Origin of the sequence: Cytobacillus oceanisediminis 2691, from assembly GCF_007678455.1 — a bacterium.
Lineage (GTDB): Bacteria > Bacillota > Bacilli > Bacillales > Cytobacillaceae > Mesobacillus > Mesobacillus oceanisediminis_A.
The window spans coordinates 529,868-548,949 of sequence record NZ_VEEP01000001.1; the positions used below are offsets into that span (position 1 = coordinate 529,868).

The following is a 19,082-nucleotide window of genomic DNA, read 5'->3' on the forward strand; positions in this document are numbered from 1 at the left end:
GCTCGGAACTGCTGCTGGAAGCGGTGGTAAAATGCGTGATTGACAGCAATTAAAAAAAGAGATAAGTTGCTGAGGTGTGGAAAATGAAGATTGCAGTTAGCGGCGGTGGTACAGGAGGACATATTTATCCTGCGCTTGCACTAATCAGGGAGATTCAAAAAAAGGATGAGAAGGTTGAGTTTCTATACATAGGAACAGAAAAGGGCCTCGAAAGCAAGCTCGTGCCGAGGGAGAATATCCCTTTTAAGTCAATACATATCACAGGCTTTAAACGGAAACTTTCTTTTGAAAATGTAAAAACGGTGCTGCGATTCCTGAAGGGCGTAAGAGATAGTAAAAAAATGCTTAAGGAATTCAACCCTGATGTCGTCATCGGGACAGGTGGCTATGTGTGTGGCCCGGTTGTCTATGCAGCGGCCAAAATGGGCATACCAACAATTGTCCATGAACAAAATAGCGTACCAGGTTTGACCAATAAATTCCTGAGCAGGTACGTTGATAAGGTTGCCATCTGCTTCGAGGAGGCAAGGCAGTTTTTCCCGGAACAAAAAGTCGAATTGACAGGCAATCCCCGCGCGTCTGAAGTTTTGGGACAGGATGGAATCAAGGGGAGACTGTCTGCGGGCCTTAAACTTAAGGTGCCGACTGTGCTGATCTTTGGCGGGAGCAGAGGTGCCAGGCCGATTAATGAGGCGGTCGTCAAAAGTCTGACAGAATTAAGCAGTAAACCATATCAAGTATTATATGTAACTGGTGATGTTCATTTCGAAGAAGTCCAGAAAGAAGTGGAACTGGTTGGAAATCCAGAAAACGTGATTATCAAGCCATTCATACACAATATGCCTGAAGTGCTGTCCGGTGTGGATTTGACGGTAGCAAGGGCTGGAGCGACTACACTTGCTGAACTGACATCACTCGGAATACCAAGCATACTGATTCCCAGCCCATATGTAACAGACAACCACCAGGAAAAGAATGCACGGGCTTTGAGTGAGAACGGAGCAGCACGCCTGCTGCTTGAAAAAGACCTGACCGGGCCAAAGCTGGTAGAGAGTATTGACCAGATTCTCGGGCATGAACAGAAACTGGCTGATATGAAGAAAGCAGCAAAGAAACTCGGCATACCAGATGCTGCCCAAAGGCTCTATCGTTTGATGGAGGAACTGGCGGCAAAGTAGCCTATAGGGCTGGAGCTGCATAAACTGGTTGAATAAAGGCTGTATCGTGAAAGGAAGGTAATTTATGAAGGATCTGGCTATCAAACTTAGAGAAATGAATATCGGATCGGTAAAGGAAAACGAGCCGCTCGCGAACCATACATCAATGAAAATTGGCGGTCCCGCAGACTTACTAATTGAGCCTTCGTCAATAGAAAATCTGAAAAAGGCAGTGGAAGCCATCAAGGAATCTGGAGTCAAATTGACGGTGATCGGCAGGGGGTCAAATCTCCTTGTATCGGACAAAGGGATTGAAGGCGCAGTTATCAAACTTGGCTCTGGGCTGGATGACCTGGAGATTGAAGGAACAAGAGTCACCGCTGGGGGTGGCCTTTCACTTGTTAACTTTGCGATCACCATCAGCCGTAAAGGGCTTTCCGGACTCGAATTCGCCGGCGGCATCCCTGGCTCGATCGGAGGCGCTGTATATATGAACGCAGGCGCCCACGGTTCAGACATCTCCAAAATCCTTGAGAAAGCATATGTTCTATTCGAGGATGGCTCCCTGGAGTGGCTTTCGAATGAAGAAATGAAGTTTTCTTACCGGACTTCCGTCCTCCAAAAGGAGCGTCCTGGAATCGTCGTAGCTGCAGTATTCCAGCTGAAGGCAGGAAACAAGGAGGAAATCGTAGCAGAACTTCAGAAAAATAAGGATTATCGCAAAGAGACCCAGCCATACAATTATCCAAGCTGCGGCAGTGTTTTCAGGAATCCCCTTCCTGACCATGCTGGTAATTTAATTGAAAAATCGGGCTTGAAGGGCCATCAAATCGGCGGTGCACAAATCTCCGAGCTCCATGCAAACTTCATTGTGAATAAAGGCAGCGCCAAAGCTGAGGATGTACTCGGCCTGATTCAGCATGTTAAGGATACAGTCCTGGATTTACATGGTGTGAAAATGGAGACAGAGGTAGAAATTATCGGACGGAAATAGCAGGAAATTGATTCAGGCTGTCAAATTTTATGCTATAATATGACATTAGATTAGGATGCAGAGACGGCATGGTAATACATCGTGCCGTTGGTCTTTCTACCCATAATGATGGACAAGACACCTTCCTGATGATGTACGATAAATGATGGCTTTAACCTGCAAGACCGTATTGATAGATGTTATCTTTTAAGGAATGGGTTCAGCCGATTAAAGAGGGGATTGAAAATGGATAAGGGTAAAATCGTCTCAATTGAAGACCGGATTCCTAAGCTGAAACATCAAAGGCGGAAGAAGGCCAATCGCAGGCTGATCATGCTGCTTGCTTTATTTTTCATTTTGATTGCAGGTATTATTTATTTCCAGTCGCCACTTAGTAAGGTGAAGGAGATTACCGTTTCGGGAAACCATTCGTATACCTCTGAACAAATCGTCGAAAAAAGCGGGCTGTCACTTGAATTTAATATCTGGAAGGTCAACAGGGGCGAGATTGAAAAGAAGCTTGAAAAAATCGAGGAAATCGAAAATGCGACTGTCAATGTCAAACTACCGAATACAGTGGGAATCAAGGTCGAGGAGTACGACAGGCTTGCATACATATCAAAAGGAAAGAGTTTCTACCCGGTCCTTGAAAACGGGCATATACTCGGGAAGAAGCAAATTGAAGAAATCCCTGTCAACGCACCAATCCTGATCGGTTTTAAAGAAGGAAAAGTGTTGGACGAAATGCTGGCATCCCTGGAAGAATTGCCTGAGGTGGTCATCAATTCAATCTCTGAAATTCACTCGAAGCCGGTGAAGACAGACAAATATTTAATTAAGCTCTATATGAACGATGGCTTTGAAGTGAATGCGACACTCAGGACTTTCTCAGAAAAAATGGCTCATTATCCGTCCATAGTCAGCCAGCTTGACCCTGAAAAAAAGGGTGTAATCGATCTTGAGGTTGGCTCTTATTTTAAAGCATATGAAGCAGAGGAAGCTGAGGAAGTTGAAATTGAACAAGAAAATGAACAGTAACCGAGTAGTTCTTTCAATCGTTTTCCTGGTTCTCGGCTTCATGGTCGCTTTTTCATTCCGTGTCACCCAGAATGACAGCGACAAAGGCAAGAGATTGACGGACAGGCAGTGGGAGCAGCATATCAGCCTGAGGAATCAGTTGATCGAACAAGAAGAAAAAAACCGGGAACTGCAAAAAGAGTTGAATTCCAAGCAGGAGAAGGTAAGGGAAATTGAAACCAGCCTGTCCAAGGAAGCGCAAGTATTTTTCAACATGGCTGAAGACGCTGAAAAATATCGGATGTTTCTCGGAAAGGTAAAGGTCAGCGGTAAAGGTGTGAAAGTAACTCTTGCTGATGGTGAGTACGATCCAGATGAAGAGAATATCAATAATTATCTTGTCCATGAACATCATGTTTTCAAGGTGATTAACGAACTCTACATTTCAGGAGCAGCAGCGGTCGCTGTGAATGGGCAGAGAATAGCGCATAATTCTTATATTTTGTGTACTGGCCCGGTTATCACTGTGGATGGCTACCAGCATCCTGCCCCTTTTGAAATCACTGCGATAGGTGACCCCGATGTCCTTTCCTCCGCGTTAAATATTACCGGTGGGGTAAAAGACCAGCTAGTGAATGACCAGATTGTTTTTTCATTAGAAAAAAAGTCGGAAATAGCGATGGAGCCAATCCTTGGAAATTAAAGCAGGTCCTCTCTCTTTCCGATATATTGCATGAAGAGATGATTTCGGCAAGTTAAAATGAAAAGGCCTTATAGAAAGCAAGGTGAAAAACAATGGGCCGACCTAAAAATCTCAGCTTCAGCTTGATCGCTGCTATTATTGGATTAATGGTCGCCATTCAGTTTCAAACCGTCAGGGAACCAGAAGTCCGGGATACACGTGACACATGGCAGCTTCGGGAAGATTTAATGAAAGAGAAGGAATTGCAATCCAGGCTGCTTCTCGAGATCAGGTCGAACGAAGAAAAAATCACCAAGTATGAAACTGAACGGCAGCAAAGCAAGGAAGAAGTGCTCCGTGAAACACTCGCTGAATTGAAAGATGAAGCCGGCCTGGAAGAGGTTAAGGGTCCTGGTCTCTCCCTGTCGATTGAGCCTGCGTTCAATCTGATAGTCGAAGGAGACAATCCTCCTTCGGTGTCTCCTGACCTGCTCAAGAGGCTCTTGAATGAATTGAATATGTACGGAGCAAAACATGTTTCAGTTGATGGTGAGAGGGTCATCAATACAACCGTCATCCGGGATATTAACAGGGTGACGAAAATAAACAACCATTCCCTGAACCGGTTTCCCATTGAGGTGAAGGTCATTACAGAGAATGGGGATACAGCTGAAAAATTATACAACCGGATGAAGGTTTCTACGGTTGCCGAGGACTTCTTCATTGATAATCTGGAAGTTAAGGTAAACAGGCCCGTGGGAGACCTGATCATTCCTGCTTATCAGGATACGATCAGGATCAGATACATGGAATCTGCTAAAACAGAAAAAGGGGGAGGCAACGGATAATGTGGCTTCCAATAATGGGCTTGATAATCGGTGCCATCATAGGCTTGTTGACCGATATCCGTATCCCTGAAGAATATTCAAATTATTTATCCATCGCGATCCTTGCAGCCCTCGATACATTGTTTGGCGGGATTCGTGCCCAGCTTCAAAATATCTACGATGAAAAAGTTTTTGTTTCAGGTTTCTTTTTTAATATAATATTGGCAGCAAGTTTAGCTTTTCTAGGTGTTCATCTTGGTGTAGACTTGTATTTAGCAGCAGTTTTTGCCTTTGGGGTAAGGCTGTTCCAGAATATAGCGGTCATCAGAAGAATAATATTGACAAAATGGTCAACGACAAGTGAAAAGTAGAAAAAAAAATGATATTTTAAAAGGGAAATATTTAATTGTGACGAATAAAGTAATGTAATTAAAAAAGAAACGCAATTAGATAACAGAGTGGAAATTGTTGTTCAAACATTAGGAATTGTTGAAGGAGGTGCCACAGAATGAACAGCAATGATATATATGTCAGTCTTGACATCGGTACATCCAGTGTTAAGGTTATCATTGGGGAAATGGTTAATGACACGTTGAATATAATTGGTGTTGGCAATGTGAAGTCCGAAGGCTTAAGGAAGGGCTCCATTGTTGATATAGATGAAACCGTTCATTCTATTAAAAGGGCAATTGAACAGGCTGAAAGAATGATAGGTTTGAAGATTAACCAGGTGATTGTAGGTGTCACCGGCAATCATGTTTCACTTTTGCCATGCCATGGTGTGGTTGCGGTTTCCAGCGACAATCGCGAAATTACAAATGAGGATGTAGCTAGAGTCATTGATGCTGCACAGGTGGTATCGATCCCGCCTGAGCGAGAGATAATAGACGTGATTCCAAAGCAATTTATCGTTGACGGTCTTGATGAGATCAATGATCCAAGAGGCATGATCGGTGTCAGGCTTGAAATGGAAGGTACGATCATTACTGGATCAAAGACAATCTTACATAATACTCTTCGTTGTGTTGAGCGTGCTGGACTTGAAATTGTAGATATTGGCCTTCAGCCGCTTGCTGCAGGTGCATTCGCACTTTCAAAGGATGAAAAGAATATGGGTGTCGCGATGATTGACATCGGCGGCGGTTCATCAACAGTCGCTGTTTTTGAAAACGGGCACTTAAGGGGTACATCTGTTATACCGGTTGGAGGAGACCATATTACCAAGGACTTGTCCATCGGATTGCGCACAACGACCGAAGAAGCGGATCAATTGAAATTAAAGCATGGACATGCTTTTTACGACCATGCTTCAGAGGACGAGGTATTTGAAGTATCAATTATCGGCAGTGACCAGCAGCAGCAGTTCAACCAGCTGGAAGTAGCCGATATCATTGAAGCGAGAATGGAAGAAATCTTCTCTCTTGTCCAGGATGAGTTGAAACATATGAACATCAGGGACCTGCCTGGCGGGTTTGTCCTTACAGGGGGAACAGCCAATATGCAGGGAGTCCTGGAGCTAGCGCAGGATATCTTCCAAAGCAGGGTAAGGATAGCCATTCCGGACTATATTGGCGTCAGGGAACCTCAATATACGACTGCAGTTGGTTTGATACAATTTGCTTATAGAAACGCAAAATTAAAAGGGAAGAAAATGGAAGCAGCTTTTAGCGAATTAGAACCGAAAGAAAAGAGAGTTCAAAAACAGCCGCATCCAAAATCGAAGCCTGAGAAACAGCCTGAAGAAAAAGTCACCACAAGAATGAAAAAATTTCTTGGCTACTTTTTTGAATAATCAGAGCTAACAGGAAATCGACGAATTAGGAGGATTTGTCATGTTGGAATTTGATACGAATTTAGATTCACTTGCTACTATAAAAGTTATCGGTGTTGGCGGCGGCGGAAATAATGCGGTTAACCGAATGATCGAACACGGCGTTCAAGGTGTGGAATTCATTGCGGTTAATACGGATGCACAGGCACTGAACCTTTCCAAAGCTGAAATCAGGATGCAAATCGGCGCAAAACTAACACGCGGACTTGGTGCTGGTGCCAATCCAGAGGTAGGTAAAAAAGCTGCCGAGGAAAGCAAAGAACAAATTGAAGAAGTGCTTAAAGGCGCTGACATGGTATTCGTTACTGCCGGCATGGGTGGAGGAACAGGAACAGGTGCTGCACCGGTAATTGCACAGATCGCTAAGGATCTTGGAGCTTTAACAGTAGGGGTTGTTACACGCCCATTCACTTTTGAAGGCCGCAAGCGCGCTGGACAAGCTGGCGGTGGAATAGGTGCAATGAAGGAAGCGGTAGACACACTGATCGTCATTCCAAACGACCGCTTGCTTGAGATTGTCGACAAAAGTACACCTATGCTTGAAGCGTTTCGTGAAGCGGATAATGTTCTTCGCCAGGGTGTTCAGGGTATTTCCGACTTGATTGCTACACCGGGCTTGATCAACCTCGATTTTGCTGATGTGAAGACAATCATGTCCAACAAAGGTTCTGCATTGATGGGCATTGGTGTTGCTTCAGGTGAAAACCGTGCAACTGAAGCTGCTAAGAAAGCAATTTCATCACCATTGCTTGAAACATCCCTTGATGGAGCGCAAGGTGTCCTGATGAACATTACAGGCGGCACAAACCTTAGCCTGTATGAAGTTCAGGAGGCTGCAGATATTGTAGCTTCTGCTTCAGATCAGGACGTCAACATGATCTTCGGTTCCGTAATCAATGAAAACTTAAAAGATGAAATCATCGTTACTGTCATCGCTACAGGCTTCAATGAGGAAGTTGTCCAGCCAAAACCGACAAGACCTGGTTTTGGAGGACAGCAAAAGCCTGGAATAGGCGCAATCAAGCGTGAACAGCCAAAACGCGAAGAAATCCAGCAGGAAGCGCCACGAAGCAATCCATCTTCACAAGGGGATGATGCTCTTGATATTCCAACATTCCTGCGTAACCGTAACAGAAGACGATAATTATACATTATAAGACTAAAAGGTATAGCCATAACGGCTATGCCTTTTTTATGTTTGCTGGAAATCTACTAGGGTGATTTAACATCCAAAAAAAGAATGTGAAGAAGTAGTCATACAGACTATTAAATCAGGCTTCTTTCAACCTGCAGAATAAAAATCAGAAAACTGACAAAATCCGAAGGGATAAGTGAAAATCTCTGTTGTTTTGTTGCCAGAATGTGACACACTTCATATGCCAATGACGATATACTTTTTCGTAACGGAATGATAGAGCAAGAGGCAAACTTGTATCACTTACCATGATCTTGTTCGGTGCCAATCGTATTGCCATCAGATATTTGCTGTTTATGGGGATTTAGCCAGACATTGCGCCATTGACCTTACAAACTGGAGAATATCTGACTGAAAGGGCATAAGGCGTCTGCTATTTTGTACAGGAGGATGAGAGGTGAAGGTCTATCTGGATGTGATCTGGGCATTGAATCTGCTATTTGATACGTTTCTTCTATATTTGGCTGCGATTATCCTGAAGAGGCAGGTTAAGCTTTGGCGTTTGGCGGCAGGAGGAGCTATTGGTTCAGTGCTCATTATATTATCGATAACGCCATTTCATGCGGCAGCCGGACATCCGGCTGGGAAATTACTCTTTTCAATTTTGATGGTACTGGCAGCTTTTGGCTATAAAAGAATGCGGTTTTTCTTAAAAGCACTTATGACTTTTTATGTCACGACTTTCCTGCTTGGAGGTACCTTGACAGGTGTCCACTATTTCATCCAATTTGATATGGATTTGGCCTCAGATGTCGCCATGAATCATATAAAAGGGTTCGGCGACCCTGTCAGCTGGCTGTTTGTGTTATTGGGTTTTCCGCTGGCCTGGCATTTTTCCAGAAGGAATATTGAACAATTCGAAATGACGAAGATCCAATATGATTCCCTTGCTGATGTGGAAGTGAAATTCATGGAGATGGATTTTAACATTAGAGGATTGATTGACAGCGGGAACCAGTTATATGATCCCATTTCTAAACAGCCGGTCATGATTTTATCTATCACCCACTGTTTGGATCGTATACCGACAGAAATCAAAAAGATTGCCGAAAATCCTGATTGTGTATTGTCTGGTGACGGACAATTTTCACAGCAGCTTGAAAACAGAATGAGAATTATTCCATGTAAAGTCGTCGGACAAGAGCATCAGTTAATTATTGCCTTTAATCCGGATCAAATCATGATTACTACGGAAGATGGCATATACAGAGCAGAAAAGAGCCTGATTTCTTTCACAGCACAGGAATTATCGGCAGATGGAAGTTTTCAGTGTATCATCCATCCTAAAATGCTTGCAGGGATGGCAAAGTCAGAGCAGACGGTGAAGGTAAGCTAATATTACTATACTCAGAAATACATAATTTAGAAGGAGGACAATCAATGAAAAATTTGCGGCTTCGGTTATCCTATTACTGGTATAAATTATTAATGAAACTAGGCTTGAAAACAGATGAAATATATTATATCGGCGGTAGCGAAGCGTTGCCCCCTCCTTTAACGAAAGAAGAGGAAGAAGTGCTTTTGAACAAACTTCCTAACGGGGATAAAGCTGCGAGGTCGATTCTGATCGAAAGGAACCTTAGGCTGGTCGTTTACATCGCCCGCAAATTCGAAAACACAGGGATCAACATTGAAGACTTGATCAGCATCGGAACAATCGGATTGATCAAGGCGGTCAATACTTTCAACCCGGAGAAAAAAATCAAGCTGGCTACCTATGCATCCAGGTGTATTGAAAATGAAATCCTGATGTATTTGCGGAGGAATAATAAGCTTCGTGCGGAAGTATCATTTGACGAACCGCTGAATATCGATTGGGATGGAAATGAACTTCTTCTATCCGATGTCCTCGGTACGGATGACGATATTATCACGAAGGATCTCGAATCGAATGTGGATAAAAAATTACTGGTAAAAGCGCTGCAGCAGCTTTCTGACCGCGAAAAACAGATCATGGAATTGCGTTTTGGCCTTGGCAGCGGGGAGGAAAAGACGCAAAAGGATGTAGCGGATATGCTGGGGATTTCCCAGTCGTACATTTCCCGCCTGGAAAAGCGAATCATCAAACGTTTAAGAAAAGAATTCAATAAAATGGTATAGCAGAAAAATTTTCACAAATAAATTTTAACCTTAAAATATCAATAACAAGGGGGTTTGGCCGGCTGATTCTTCCAGAAGGCGTTCCAGCCTCCCGGTAATCAGTGCATATTTTTCCTTCCTGCGGAGATACTGAATTTTGACAGCAGCTCCTGTGAGGAGGGAAAAGATTGACACGAAACAAAGTTGAAATTTGCGGTGTTGATACATCAAAGCTTCCCGTTCTGAAAAACGAGGAAATGAGAAAACTATTTAGAGAGATGCAAAGCGGTGACATCACAGCAAGAGAAAAACTGGTGAATGGGAACCTAAGGCTTGTTTTGAGTGTAATCCAGCGTTTTAACAACCGGGGCGAGTTTGTCGACGATCTGTTTCAGGTCGGGTGTATAGGCCTTATGAAGTCCATTGATAATTTTGATCTGGGACAGAATGTTAAATTTTCAACCTATGCCGTCCCGATGATTATCGGTGAAATCAGACGGTATTTAAGAGATAATAATCCAATCAGAGTCTCTCGTTCACTCAGGGATATCGCATACAAAGCATTGCAGGTACGCGAAAAGCTTATGAGTGAGGCTTCAAGGGAGCCGACTGCAGAAGAAATTGCGAAGGTGCTTGAAGTACCGCATGAAGAGATTGTCTTCGCCCTCGATGCCATACAGGATCCAGTATCTTTGTTCGAACCGATTTATAATGACGGCGGAGATCCAATCTATGTGATGGATCAGCTAAGCGATGAACGGAACAAGGATACGAACTGGATTGAGGAAATTGCCCTGAAAGAGGGGATGAGACGCCTGAATGAAAGGGAAAAGCTGATCTTAAGGAAAAGGTTCTTCCAGGGCAAGACTCAAATGGAAGTAGCTGATGAAATCGGCATTTCCCAGGCCCAGGTCTCACGGCTTGAAAAAGCAGCCATCAAACAAATGAATAAAAATATCCAAAGCTAAGCTGCCTTAACGGGCAGCTTTTTCAATTTTTGAATGCTTTTGCGCAATCATACATCTTTTCCTGATTCATATAATGCTATAAGGGGCGGAAAACGCCACAGTGAAATCCGGAGGGATCTGAATGGTAAAGGTTACCGAGTTCCAGGTGAAAGACGTCGTGAATGTGTCGGATGGAAAAAGACTTGGGAGCATTGAGGATTTTGAAATCAATTTAAATACCGGTAAAATCGAGGCTGTCGTCATTGGGAGTTCCGGCAAGGTACTAGGATTCTTCGGGAAGGAAGAAGAGGTCGTCATACCATGGAGGAACATCCTGAAAATAGGTGAAGATGTCATTTTGGTCCGCTATAAGGACAGTGGAGAATATCTGCTGCAGGAGAATCAGGACCAGTAGCATCGTAATACTGTTATATTGCGGGTAGTATGTGATAAACTAGACAAAAACGTGTGAGGTACAAATTTATGGAGCCATTCATCTTAAAAAGCCAGGAATATTTTTCAATAAAAGAGTGGATGGAGCGCTATCCCGGACTTGAGGCTGGGTTCACGACAAAAAATGGCGGAGTGAGCCAGCTGCAGACCTTTTCGGGTTTGAACTTCGGCTTCCATGTCGGAGATGAGCAGTCATCTGTTTGCGAAAATCGTCTTCTTCTGGCTGAAAAGATCGATTTTCCGCTTTCCAGCTGGGTTGGAGCGGAACAGACCCATGACATCCAGATTGCAAAAATCGACAAAGCCCATCATGGAAAAGGCTCAAGTGATTATGAATCTTCTTTTTCGGCAACGGATGGTTTTTTGACTTCAGAGCAGGGCATTTTGCTGACACTTTGCTATGCAGATTGTGTACCGCTGTATTTTATTGAGCCAGAATCCAGGTTGATTGGCGTCGCGCATGCGGGATGGAAAGGCACCGTCCATGGCATTGCAGGCGAAATGGTCAGCAAATTTAGGCAAAATGGGGCGAAAACCGAAAATATTTCTGCCATAATTGGCCCATCAATATGCAAAAAATGTTATATTGTTGATGAGAGAGTCATCAATTTAGTGAAAAATATACTAGATGGTGTCGATATATTACCATATAATCAAGTTAGTGACGGCCAATATTCTCTCGATTTAAAAGAATTGAACCGCCATATTTTGGTGAAGGCCGGAGTGAAAGACGAGAATATAGAAGTAACCGATTATTGCACAAGCTGCCATAGTGAGCACTTTTATTCCCATAGAAGGGATAAGGGGAATGCAGGCCGTATGATGGCATATATCGGCTGGAAGGAGGATAGCCGTCCATAATGAATGTCGCAGAAAATCTGGAGGTTATCCAGAGTCAAATAGCAAATGCCTGCCAAGCTGCGGGCCGGAGTCCGGACGAGGTGAAAATCATCGCCGTGACCAAATATGTTTCCCCCGAAAGGGCACAGCAAGCGATCGATGCTGGTGTGCTCCATCTCGGTGAAAACAGGGATGAGGGTCTGCTCCATAAAATCAGCCATTTGCAGGACAAGCCTGTGTGGCATTTTATTGGTACTTTACAAACAAGAAAGGTCAAAAGTATCATAGACCACGTTACATATATCCATTCACTGGACAGGCTGTCGCTTGCAAAGGAAATTAACAAACGAGCCAGCTCAAAGGTAAAATGCCTGATTCAGGTGAATGCCTCTGGGGAAGAGAGCAAACACGGATTGAATCCTGAAGATGTCACTGGATTTGTTCAAGAATTGAATCAGTACCCCAATATAGAAGTAAGCGGATTGATGACGATGGCTCCATTTACTGAAGATGAACTGGTGATCCGGAGTTGCTTCAGAACACTGAAAAATCTTCAGGCAGAGATCCAACAGCTTAGACTGGAATATGCTCCATGCCATGAATTGTCAATGGGAATGTCAAATGATTTTAAAATAGCGGTTGAAGAGGGTTCCACTATGGTGCGAATCGGTACAGCCCTGGTAGGCAATGAATCGGAGGTGCAATAATATGAGTTTAAAATCAAAAATAAAGACATTTTTTTTCCTGGAAGATGAATATGACTATAATGATGAGGAAATGCTCGAAGAAGAAACTGAACCATACAAGCCGAGCAAACATCCTGTCCAGCAAAAGCAGAATGTGGTAAGCCTTCAAAGCGTGCAAAAAGCATCCAAGGTTATCCTGATGGAACCAAGGATGTATGCCGAAGCGCAAGAAATTGCTGACCACTTGAAAAATCGCCGGGCTGTTGTCGTGAACCTGCAGCGTATTGAACAAGACCAGGCGAGAAGGATTGTGGATTTCTTAAGCGGAACCGTTTATGCCATCAGTGGTGATATCCAGCGGATCGGCATGAATATCTTTTTATGTACCCCGGATAATGTGGAAGTGACAGGGAATATTTCTGAACTGATGCAGGAGCGGGATTACCAAGAGTCGAGGTGGTAGGGTTAATGGATATAGTGATTGGATTAATAGCCCAATTAGTTGGAATTTATCAATGGGCATTGATAATTTATATTTTCATGTCATGGTTTCCTAATGCAAGGGAAACAGCAATCGGACAATTTTTGGCTCGAATTTGCGAGCCGTTTTTGGAGCCGTTCCGCAGGATCGTGCCTTCAATTGGCATGATTGACATTTCGCCAATCGTGGCGTTTCTAGTATTGAAATTCGCGGTATCAGGCTTGTATCAGTTGGCTCATTGGTTTTAAAAATATGACTATTCTTGCAGGGTCTGATTCAGGCCCTGTTTATTTTCTATTATGCTCTGTTTAAGCTGAATTTTGTTTTTAAAAACCTGTTGATTGTAGTGGAAGGCGCGTAGACTCCTCCGAAAATGCTAACGCATTTCCATCGTGCGTGGGCTGATTCGAGGAAGCTATTCAGTGTCCTGCGGGCGCAGCTGGTCAGGTGAGACCTAGGTGAAATGATTCACGTGAGGAATCATTTGCACCCCGCAGGAGCAAAGCGACGAGGAGGCTCAGCGCCAGCCAAGAAGAATTTGGTCTTTGAAAAAGCTGGCACTTGAGCTTTTTAAATTCTTCCCCCGCGGAAAGCGAAGCGCCTGGAACGAAAATCAACAACCTTGTTTAACAGAGCCTTCTATTAAGGTACCAAAGGAGTAAAGTATGAGTATTTACCAGCATTTCCGTCCTGAGGAACGGGAATTTATCGATCAGGTGATTAACTGGAAAGAATATGTTGAGCAAAATTATGCTCCAAAGCTGACTGATTTCTTGGACCCGCGGGAGCAGCAAATCTTAGGAACTGTCATCGGAAAGCATTCAGAAGTGAAATGGGAATTGTTTGGTGGGGCTGCAGGTACAGAGAGAAAACGGGCGTTTCTGTTTCCAGAGTATTTGGAAGCGAAACAAGAGGATTTTCAAGTTAAGCTTTTCGGCATTGATTATGCCAGTAAGTTCGTGAACATCGAGCATCGACAGGTACTCGGAAGCCTGATGTCACTTGGGCTGAAGCGCGGAAAGTTTGGCGACATCCTTATTGATGGGGATACGGTCCAATTTTTTGCTGCTGCTGAAATCGCCGACTACATCAGATTGCAGCTAGAATCTGTCGGAAGGGCTACAATCAGCCTGGCCGAGCTTCCCCTTGAAGATGCTGCAGCAATTGATGATGAATGGAATGAGATGAGTACCACGGTCTCATCTTTAAGGCTGGATACAGTCATGTCTGCACTGTTCAATCTTTCCAGGCAAAAATCCCAGCTTTTGATCCAGCATGGGCATGTGAAAGTCAATTGGACAGCTATCGAAAATACAGCATTTGAATGTGGTGAAGGGGATGTCATCTCTGCTCGCGGATATGGGCGTGCGAAAATCATCACAATTGAAGGGAAAACGAAAAAAGATAAATATCGAGTTATTGCCGGAAGAAAAAAATAATTATATAGTAAAGAAGAAGGATTTTTAGTCTTTTTGTCGAATCATTGCTTTAAGTACATAAAGGATTATAACGAAATGGGAGGTGGCGTAATGCCTTTAACGCCGTTAGATATACACAACAAAGAATTCAATAAGGGATTTCGCGGGTATGATGAAGATGAAGTGAATGAGTTCCTTGATCAAGTCATCAAGGACTACGAACTAATAATCCGTGAAAAAAAAGAAATGGAAGAAAAGCTGAATGAAATGAATTCCAGGCTTGGCCATTTTACAAATATAGAAGAAACCTTGAATAAATCAATCGTTATTGCCCAGGAAGCTGGGGAAGAAGTCCGCCGCAACGCGCAAAAAGAGGCAAAGCTGATCGTTAAGGAAGCGGAAAAGAACGCTGATCGAATCATCAATGAATCCTTATCCAAAGCACGAAAAATTGCCCTGGAGATTGAAGAATTGAAGAAACAGTCCAAAGTATTCAGGACAAGATTCAAGATGCTGATTGAAGCACAGCTTGATATGCTGAATACCGATGATTGGGATCACCTGCTTGAATATGAGCTTGATTCAACAGAATTAAAGGCGACTGCAAGAGAAGAAGAAGATTCACTGGCTTGACGCAGGCACGCTGTTTCGCATATAATTTCATAACAAAGTGCAATACATGACAGAAACGATGACAGGGACAGTATGGCGTTCCAGTTGCTTGCTTTTTCAGCGAAATGGGGAAGGTGGAAGCCCATTGCAAGCGGATTGCCAGAAGATCACCCGATAGTTCCGAGCTGAACATCCAATCAGGATCAGTAAGCACAGGCGTGACATTCGCGTTAAGAATGCTAAGAGGACAGGATCACGATGATCCTTGTCTATTTAGGGTGGTACCGCGGGAAATAAACCTTCTCGTCCCTTTTCAGGGATGAGGAGGTTTTTTTATTTTTCATGATTGATTTCGAACATGTATGCAACGGTAAAAATAGGAGGATCAATAAAATGGAGTACAAAGACACTTTGCTCATGCCGAAGACTGAGTTTCCAATGCGCGGAAACCTTCCAAACAGGGAACCGGAAATCCAGGCAAAATGGGAAGAAATGAATATCTATGAAAAGGTTCAAAAACACACTGAAGGGCGTCCGCTGTTCATCTTGCATGACGGACCTCCATATGCCAATGGAGACATCCATATGGGCCACGCATTGAATAAAATCCTGAAAGATTTTATCGTCCGTTATAAGTCAATGAGCGGTTTCTGCTCACCTTATGTTCCTGGTTGGGACACACATGGCCTGCCGATTGAACAGGCGTTGACGAACAAAGGCGTTAAGCGCAAGGAAATGACAGTCGCTGAGTTCAGAAAGCTTTGTGAAGAATATGCTTACCAACAGATTGACAACCAGCGTGAACAGTTCAAGCGTCTTGGTGTTCGCGGTGACTGGGAAAATCCTTATATCACATTGAAGCCAGAATATGAGGCACAGCAAATCAAGGTATTTGGTGAAATGGCAAAGAAAGGCTATATCTACAAAGGCAAAAAGCCAGTGTACTGGTCACCATCAAGTGAATCTGCGCTGGCAGAAGCAGAAATCGAATACCAGGATAAGCGTTCAGCTTCCATCTATGTTGGATTCCCGGTAAAAGACGGGAAAGGTGTTCTTGATCAGGATGTGGAAATCGTCATCTGGACAACAACTCCTTGGACAATTCCTGCCAACCTTGGGATTTCTGTTCACCCTGACCTCACTTATGTGGTAGTGGAGGCTGACAATAAGAAATATCTAGTTGCCGAAGCTCAGCTTGAAGCTGTTGCGAAGGAAATCGGCTGGGAAGAGGTTTCTGCTGTCAAGAAAGTTTCTGGTAAAGAGCTTGAAGGTGTTCTTGCAAAACATCCAATCTACGGCCGCGATTCCCTGGTGATGCTTGGAGAGCATGTTACGACTGATGCTGGTACAGGTTGCGTACACACTGCTCCGGGACACGGTGAGGATGACTTCCATGTCGGCCAGAAATACGGTCTGGATGTTTTATGTCCTGTTGATGATAAGGGTGTCATGACTGCTGAGGCAGAAGGATTTGAAGGTTTATTCTATGATCAGGCTAATAAGCCAATCACCGAAAAACTTGAGGAAGTCGGTGCGTTATTGAAGTTAAGCTTCATTACACACTCCTATCCGCATGACTGGAGAACAAAGAAGCCGGTTATCTTCCGCGCTACTGCCCAATGGTTCGCTTCAATCAAAGACTTCCGCAGCGAGTTGCTCAAGGCAGTGGAAGAAACGAAATGGGTTCCGGCATGGGGAGAAACAAGATTGTTCAACATGGTCCGCGACCGCGGTGACTGGTGTATTTCCCGCCAGCGTGCGTGGGGTGTTCCAATCCCAGTATTCTATGCTGAGAACGGGCAAGAAATCATCACAGATGAAACGATTGAACATGTTTCAAACCTGTTCCGCGAGCACGGCTCAAACATCTGGTTCGAAAAAGAAGCGAAGGAATTGCTGCCTCAAGGCTTCAGCCATCCTGGCAGCCCGAACGGCCATTTTACGAAAGAAACTGATATCATGGATGTTTGGTTCGATTCAGGATCCTCTCACCAGGCAGTGCTTGTCGAGCGTGATGAACTGCAGCGTCCAGCAGACCTTTACCTTGAAGGGTCTGACCAGTACCGCGGCTGGTTCAACTCATCTCTATCTACTGGGGTAGCTGTCACAGGTAAGGCACCATACAAAGGTGTACTAAGCCATGGTTTTGCTCTTGATGGCGAAGGCCGAAAGATGAGTAAATCGATCGGGAACGTCGTCGTTCCTGCCAAGGTCATGAACCAGCTGGGAGCAGACATCCTTCGTCTATGGGTTGCATCTGTTGACTATCAATCAGATGTACGTGTATCTGACGCAATCCTAAAACAGGTTGCTGAGGTATATCGTAAAATCCGCAACACGTTCAGGTTCTTGCTTGGAAACCTGTCAGACTTCAATCCTGAGACTGATGCGGTTCCATTCGACCAATTGCGTGAAGTTGACCAGTTCATGCTTGTGAAGCTGAACAAGTTAATCAAATATGTTCGTAATGCTTATGACAACTATGAATTTGCAGGTGTTTACCATGCGGTGAATAACTTCTGTACATTAGATTTGAGTGCCTTCTATCTTGATTTTGCGAAAGATGTTCTTTACATCGAAGCAGCAGATAATGCAGAGCGCCGCGCAATCCAGACAGTATTGCACGAAAGCTTGCTTGCATTGGTTAAGCTTACTGCTCCGATCCTTTCACACACTGCTGATGAAGTTTGGGCTTTCATCCCTTCTGCAAAGGAAGATAGCGTCCAGCTTACAGATATGCCTGAAGCCAAAGAAGTCGCAAACGCTGAAGCACTTGAGAAGAAATGGAATGCATTCATGAAGCTTCGTGACGATGTCCTTAAGGCTCTTGAAGAGGCCAGGAATGAGAAAGTAATCGGAAAGTCACTGACTGCTAAGGTATCCTTATATGTCAATGACAGCACTAAAGAACTACTCGACTCCATCTCTGAAAACTTAAGCCAGCTGTTCATCGTTTCAGGCTTTGAAGTTGCCGGAAGCTATGACCAGGCTCCTGAAAATGCAATCAAGCTTGAGAATGCAGCGATCGTCGTCACAAAAGCAGAAGGCGAAACCTGCGAAAGATGCTGGGTTGTCACTCCGGAAGTCGGCAAGGTGGAAGAACATCCAACACTTTGCGAACGCTGTGCAACTGTTGTTAAAGAAAATTACTAATCCGTTATATTGAAACTCCGGGTTTTCGAACCCGGAGTTTTTTCATGTCAAATATCTTCCTGCTCCGGGAATTCCTGCAGTACATGTTAAAACTTTAACTGAGTCAGCAAAAGGCAACGGGAAATAATAGCTGTAAACAGGAACGGGGGCAGATATATGGAAGGTAATCTTGATTACATTTACAACGAGCTCCGCGAAACAAGAACAGAATTGTTGACGTACCTGAACTATGGTCAAAGGGATGAAAGGATCTTACGCTATATTAAAGATGAACTTCGTGATATTGAAGCAGCACTGGAGAAAATGGAAAATGGCGAGTATGGAAAATGTGAAATATCCGGAGAATACCTGCCATATGAGTTTTTGCAGACCATCCCAACAGCCAGGTCTGCAGGAGAATTGGCGCAAATAGAACAATACTGCCGGAAACCGATTTACTCGTGATGGGTTCGTGGCAATCCCTATGAAATTCACGAGTTGAAAGCTGGAAATTGGAAAAAATCAGTGAAAATTTCCAAGTCGCCAATAAAAATCGGTTTTCGCCAATAAACTGTGCATTATCGCCAATAAAATAAATTTTCCGCCAATAAAACATTGAAAATCGCCAATAAAAATATTTTTTCGCCAATAAACAAACCGTAATTTAATTTCTGGGAAAATCGAGATAAAAACCTCCAGTTTCCAACTGAATATTTCAATTTGCATATGTTAAACCAGTGTAGAATGCGAGC

The 19,082-nt window shown here is 43.8% G+C and carries 20 protein-coding genes and 1 other annotated feature; all 20 genes read left to right on the top strand.

Annotated features, from left to right (window positions below; genetic code table 11):
* The first annotated feature begins 83 nt into the window (after positions 1-83).
* A complete protein-coding gene (murG, locus tag FS736_RS02650; RefSeq protein ID WP_144474794.1) occupies positions 84-1,178 on the top strand; it encodes an undecaprenyldiphospho-muramoylpentapeptide beta-N-acetylglucosaminyltransferase in 1,095 nt (364 codons plus the stop codon).
* Positions 1,179-1,242: 64 nt separating this feature from the next.
* Positions 1,243-2,151, top strand: coding sequence for a UDP-N-acetylmuramate dehydrogenase (gene murB, locus FS736_RS02655; RefSeq protein ID WP_144474795.1), 909 nt, complete (start codon positions 1,243-1,245; stop codon positions 2,149-2,151).
* 225 nt (positions 2,152-2,376) lie between these two features.
* Positions 2,377-3,168, top strand: a complete 792-nt coding sequence (locus FS736_RS02660) for a cell division protein FtsQ/DivIB (protein ID WP_144474796.1) — start codon at positions 2,377-2,379, stop codon at positions 3,166-3,168.
* Positions 3,116-3,850, top strand: a complete 735-nt coding sequence (locus FS736_RS02665; protein ID WP_144474999.1) for a DUF881 domain-containing protein — start codon at positions 3,116-3,118, stop codon at positions 3,848-3,850. Before FS736_RS02660 ends, FS736_RS02665 begins: the two co-directional genes overlap by 53 nt.
* Positions 3,851-3,942: 92 nt before the next feature.
* Positions 3,943-4,677 (top strand): DUF881 domain-containing protein, encoded by a 735-nt coding sequence (locus FS736_RS02670; RefSeq protein ID WP_144474797.1) that lies wholly within the window; start codon positions 3,943-3,945, stop codon positions 4,675-4,677.
* Positions 4,677-5,027, top strand: a complete 351-nt coding sequence (locus FS736_RS02675; RefSeq protein ID WP_144474798.1) for a small basic family protein — start codon at positions 4,677-4,679, stop codon at positions 5,025-5,027. Before FS736_RS02670 ends, FS736_RS02675 begins: the two co-directional genes overlap by 1 nt.
* 137 nt (positions 5,028-5,164) lie before the next feature.
* Positions 5,165-6,448 (top strand): cell division protein FtsA, encoded by a 1,284-nt coding sequence (gene ftsA, locus FS736_RS02680; RefSeq protein WP_144474799.1) that lies wholly within the window; start codon positions 5,165-5,167, stop codon positions 6,446-6,448.
* A gap of 40 nt (positions 6,449-6,488) precedes the next feature.
* A complete protein-coding gene (gene ftsZ / locus FS736_RS02685) occupies positions 6,489-7,631 on the top strand; it encodes a cell division protein FtsZ (RefSeq protein WP_144474800.1) in 1,143 nt (380 codons plus the stop codon).
* Positions 7,632-8,079: 448 nt separating this feature from the next.
* Positions 8,080-9,018 carry a sigma-E processing peptidase SpoIIGA gene (spoIIGA, locus tag FS736_RS02690; protein WP_144474801.1) on the top strand — a complete coding sequence of 313 codons (939 nt, stop codon included), beginning with the start codon at positions 8,080-8,082 and terminating at the stop codon, positions 9,016-9,018.
* Between the two features lie 44 nt (positions 9,019-9,062).
* The gene (sigE, locus tag FS736_RS02695; protein WP_144474802.1) at positions 9,063-9,782 is read left to right on the top strand and encodes an RNA polymerase sporulation sigma factor SigE; all 720 of its coding nucleotides are present in this window, start codon (positions 9,063-9,065) and stop codon (positions 9,780-9,782) included.
* A 167-nt stretch (positions 9,783-9,949) separates the two neighbouring features.
* On the top strand, positions 9,950-10,729 hold the full coding sequence (sigG, locus tag FS736_RS02700; protein ID WP_144474803.1) for an RNA polymerase sporulation sigma factor SigG: 780 nt from the start codon (positions 9,950-9,952) through the stop codon (positions 10,727-10,729).
* Positions 10,730-10,850: 121 nt separating this feature from the next.
* Entirely contained in the window at positions 10,851-11,123 is a 273-nt protein-coding gene (locus FS736_RS02705) for a YlmC/YmxH family sporulation protein (RefSeq protein WP_144474804.1), read from the top strand.
* A gap of 68 nt (positions 11,124-11,191) precedes the next feature.
* Entirely contained in the window at positions 11,192-12,022 is an 831-nt protein-coding gene (pgeF, locus tag FS736_RS02710; RefSeq protein ID WP_144474805.1) for a peptidoglycan editing factor PgeF, read from the top strand.
* Positions 12,022-12,708: a YggS family pyridoxal phosphate-dependent enzyme gene (locus tag FS736_RS02715; RefSeq protein WP_144474806.1), complete on the top strand. Its 687-nt coding sequence runs from the start codon at positions 12,022-12,024 to the stop codon at positions 12,706-12,708. Before pgeF ends, FS736_RS02715 begins: the two co-directional genes overlap by 1 nt.
* 1 nt (position 12,709) lies before the next feature.
* A complete protein-coding gene (locus FS736_RS02720) occupies positions 12,710-13,150 on the top strand; it encodes a cell division protein SepF (protein ID WP_144474807.1) in 441 nt (146 codons plus the stop codon).
* A 5-nt stretch (positions 13,151-13,155) separates the two neighbouring features.
* Positions 13,156-13,416 carry a YggT family protein gene (locus FS736_RS02725; protein ID WP_144474808.1) on the top strand — a complete coding sequence of 87 codons (261 nt, stop codon included), beginning with the start codon at positions 13,156-13,158 and terminating at the stop codon, positions 13,414-13,416.
* Between the two features lie 417 nt (positions 13,417-13,833).
* Entirely contained in the window at positions 13,834-14,607 is a 774-nt protein-coding gene (locus FS736_RS02730; RefSeq protein ID WP_144474809.1) for a YlmH family RNA-binding protein, read from the top strand.
* Between the two features lie 90 nt (positions 14,608-14,697).
* Entirely contained in the window at positions 14,698-15,219 is a 522-nt protein-coding gene (locus FS736_RS02735; protein ID WP_144474810.1) for a DivIVA domain-containing protein, read from the top strand.
* 49 nt (positions 15,220-15,268) lie between these two features.
* Positions 15,269-15,512 (top strand) — a binding site (T-box leader).
* 79 nt (positions 15,513-15,591) lie between these two features.
* Positions 15,592-18,351, top strand: a complete 2,760-nt coding sequence (ileS, locus tag FS736_RS02740; RefSeq protein ID WP_144474811.1) for an isoleucine--tRNA ligase — start codon at positions 15,592-15,594, stop codon at positions 18,349-18,351.
* A gap of 156 nt (positions 18,352-18,507) precedes the next feature.
* On the top strand, positions 18,508-18,795 hold the full coding sequence (locus FS736_RS02745) for a TraR/DksA C4-type zinc finger protein (RefSeq protein WP_144474812.1): 288 nt from the start codon (positions 18,508-18,510) through the stop codon (positions 18,793-18,795).
* Positions 18,796-19,082: the final 287 nt, after the last annotated feature.

Excerpts from the sequence above, each read along its gene's own strand:
- FS736_RS02660 (WP_144474796.1), top strand. The coding sequence starts at position 2,377 with ATGGATAAGGGTAAAATCGTCTCAATTGAAGACCGGATTCCTAAGCTG.
- FS736_RS02735 (WP_144474810.1), top strand. The coding sequence starts at position 14,698 with ATGCCTTTAACGCCGTTAGATATACACAACAAAGAATTCAATAAGGGA.
- FS736_RS02665 (WP_144474999.1), top strand. The coding sequence starts at position 3,116 with ATGAAGCAGAGGAAGCTGAGGAAGTTGAAATTGAACAAGAAAATGAAC.
- murB (WP_144474795.1), top strand. The coding sequence starts at position 1,243 with ATGAAGGATCTGGCTATCAAACTTAGAGAAATGAATATCGGATCGGTA.
- FS736_RS02715 (WP_144474806.1), top strand. The coding sequence starts at position 12,022 with ATGAATGTCGCAGAAAATCTGGAGGTTATCCAGAGTCAAATAGCAAAT.
- FS736_RS02675 (WP_144474798.1), top strand. The coding sequence starts at position 4,677 with ATGTGGCTTCCAATAATGGGCTTGATAATCGGTGCCATCATAGGCTTG.
- FS736_RS02725 (WP_144474808.1), top strand. The coding sequence starts at position 13,156 with ATGGATATAGTGATTGGATTAATAGCCCAATTAGTTGGAATTTATCAA.
- ftsA (WP_144474799.1), top strand. The coding sequence starts at position 5,165 with ATGAACAGCAATGATATATATGTCAGTCTTGACATCGGTACATCCAGT.
- murG (WP_144474794.1), top strand. The coding sequence starts at position 84 with ATGAAGATTGCAGTTAGCGGCGGTGGTACAGGAGGACATATTTATCCT.
- pgeF (WP_144474805.1), top strand. The coding sequence starts at position 11,192 with ATGGAGCCATTCATCTTAAAAAGCCAGGAATATTTTTCAATAAAAGAG.
- sigE (WP_144474802.1), top strand. The coding sequence starts at position 9,063 with ATGAAAAATTTGCGGCTTCGGTTATCCTATTACTGGTATAAATTATTA.
- FS736_RS02720 (WP_144474807.1), top strand. The coding sequence starts at position 12,710 with ATGAGTTTAAAATCAAAAATAAAGACATTTTTTTTCCTGGAAGATGAA.
- FS736_RS02730 (WP_144474809.1), top strand. The coding sequence starts at position 13,834 with ATGAGTATTTACCAGCATTTCCGTCCTGAGGAACGGGAATTTATCGAT.
- FS736_RS02705 (WP_144474804.1), top strand. The coding sequence starts at position 10,851 with ATGGTAAAGGTTACCGAGTTCCAGGTGAAAGACGTCGTGAATGTGTCG.
- FS736_RS02670 (WP_144474797.1), top strand. The coding sequence starts at position 3,943 with ATGGGCCGACCTAAAAATCTCAGCTTCAGCTTGATCGCTGCTATTATT.
- ileS (WP_144474811.1), top strand. The coding sequence starts at position 15,592 with ATGGAGTACAAAGACACTTTGCTCATGCCGAAGACTGAGTTTCCAATG.
- FS736_RS02745 (WP_144474812.1), top strand. The coding sequence starts at position 18,508 with ATGGAAGGTAATCTTGATTACATTTACAACGAGCTCCGCGAAACAAGA.
- ftsZ (WP_144474800.1), top strand. The coding sequence starts at position 6,489 with ATGTTGGAATTTGATACGAATTTAGATTCACTTGCTACTATAAAAGTT.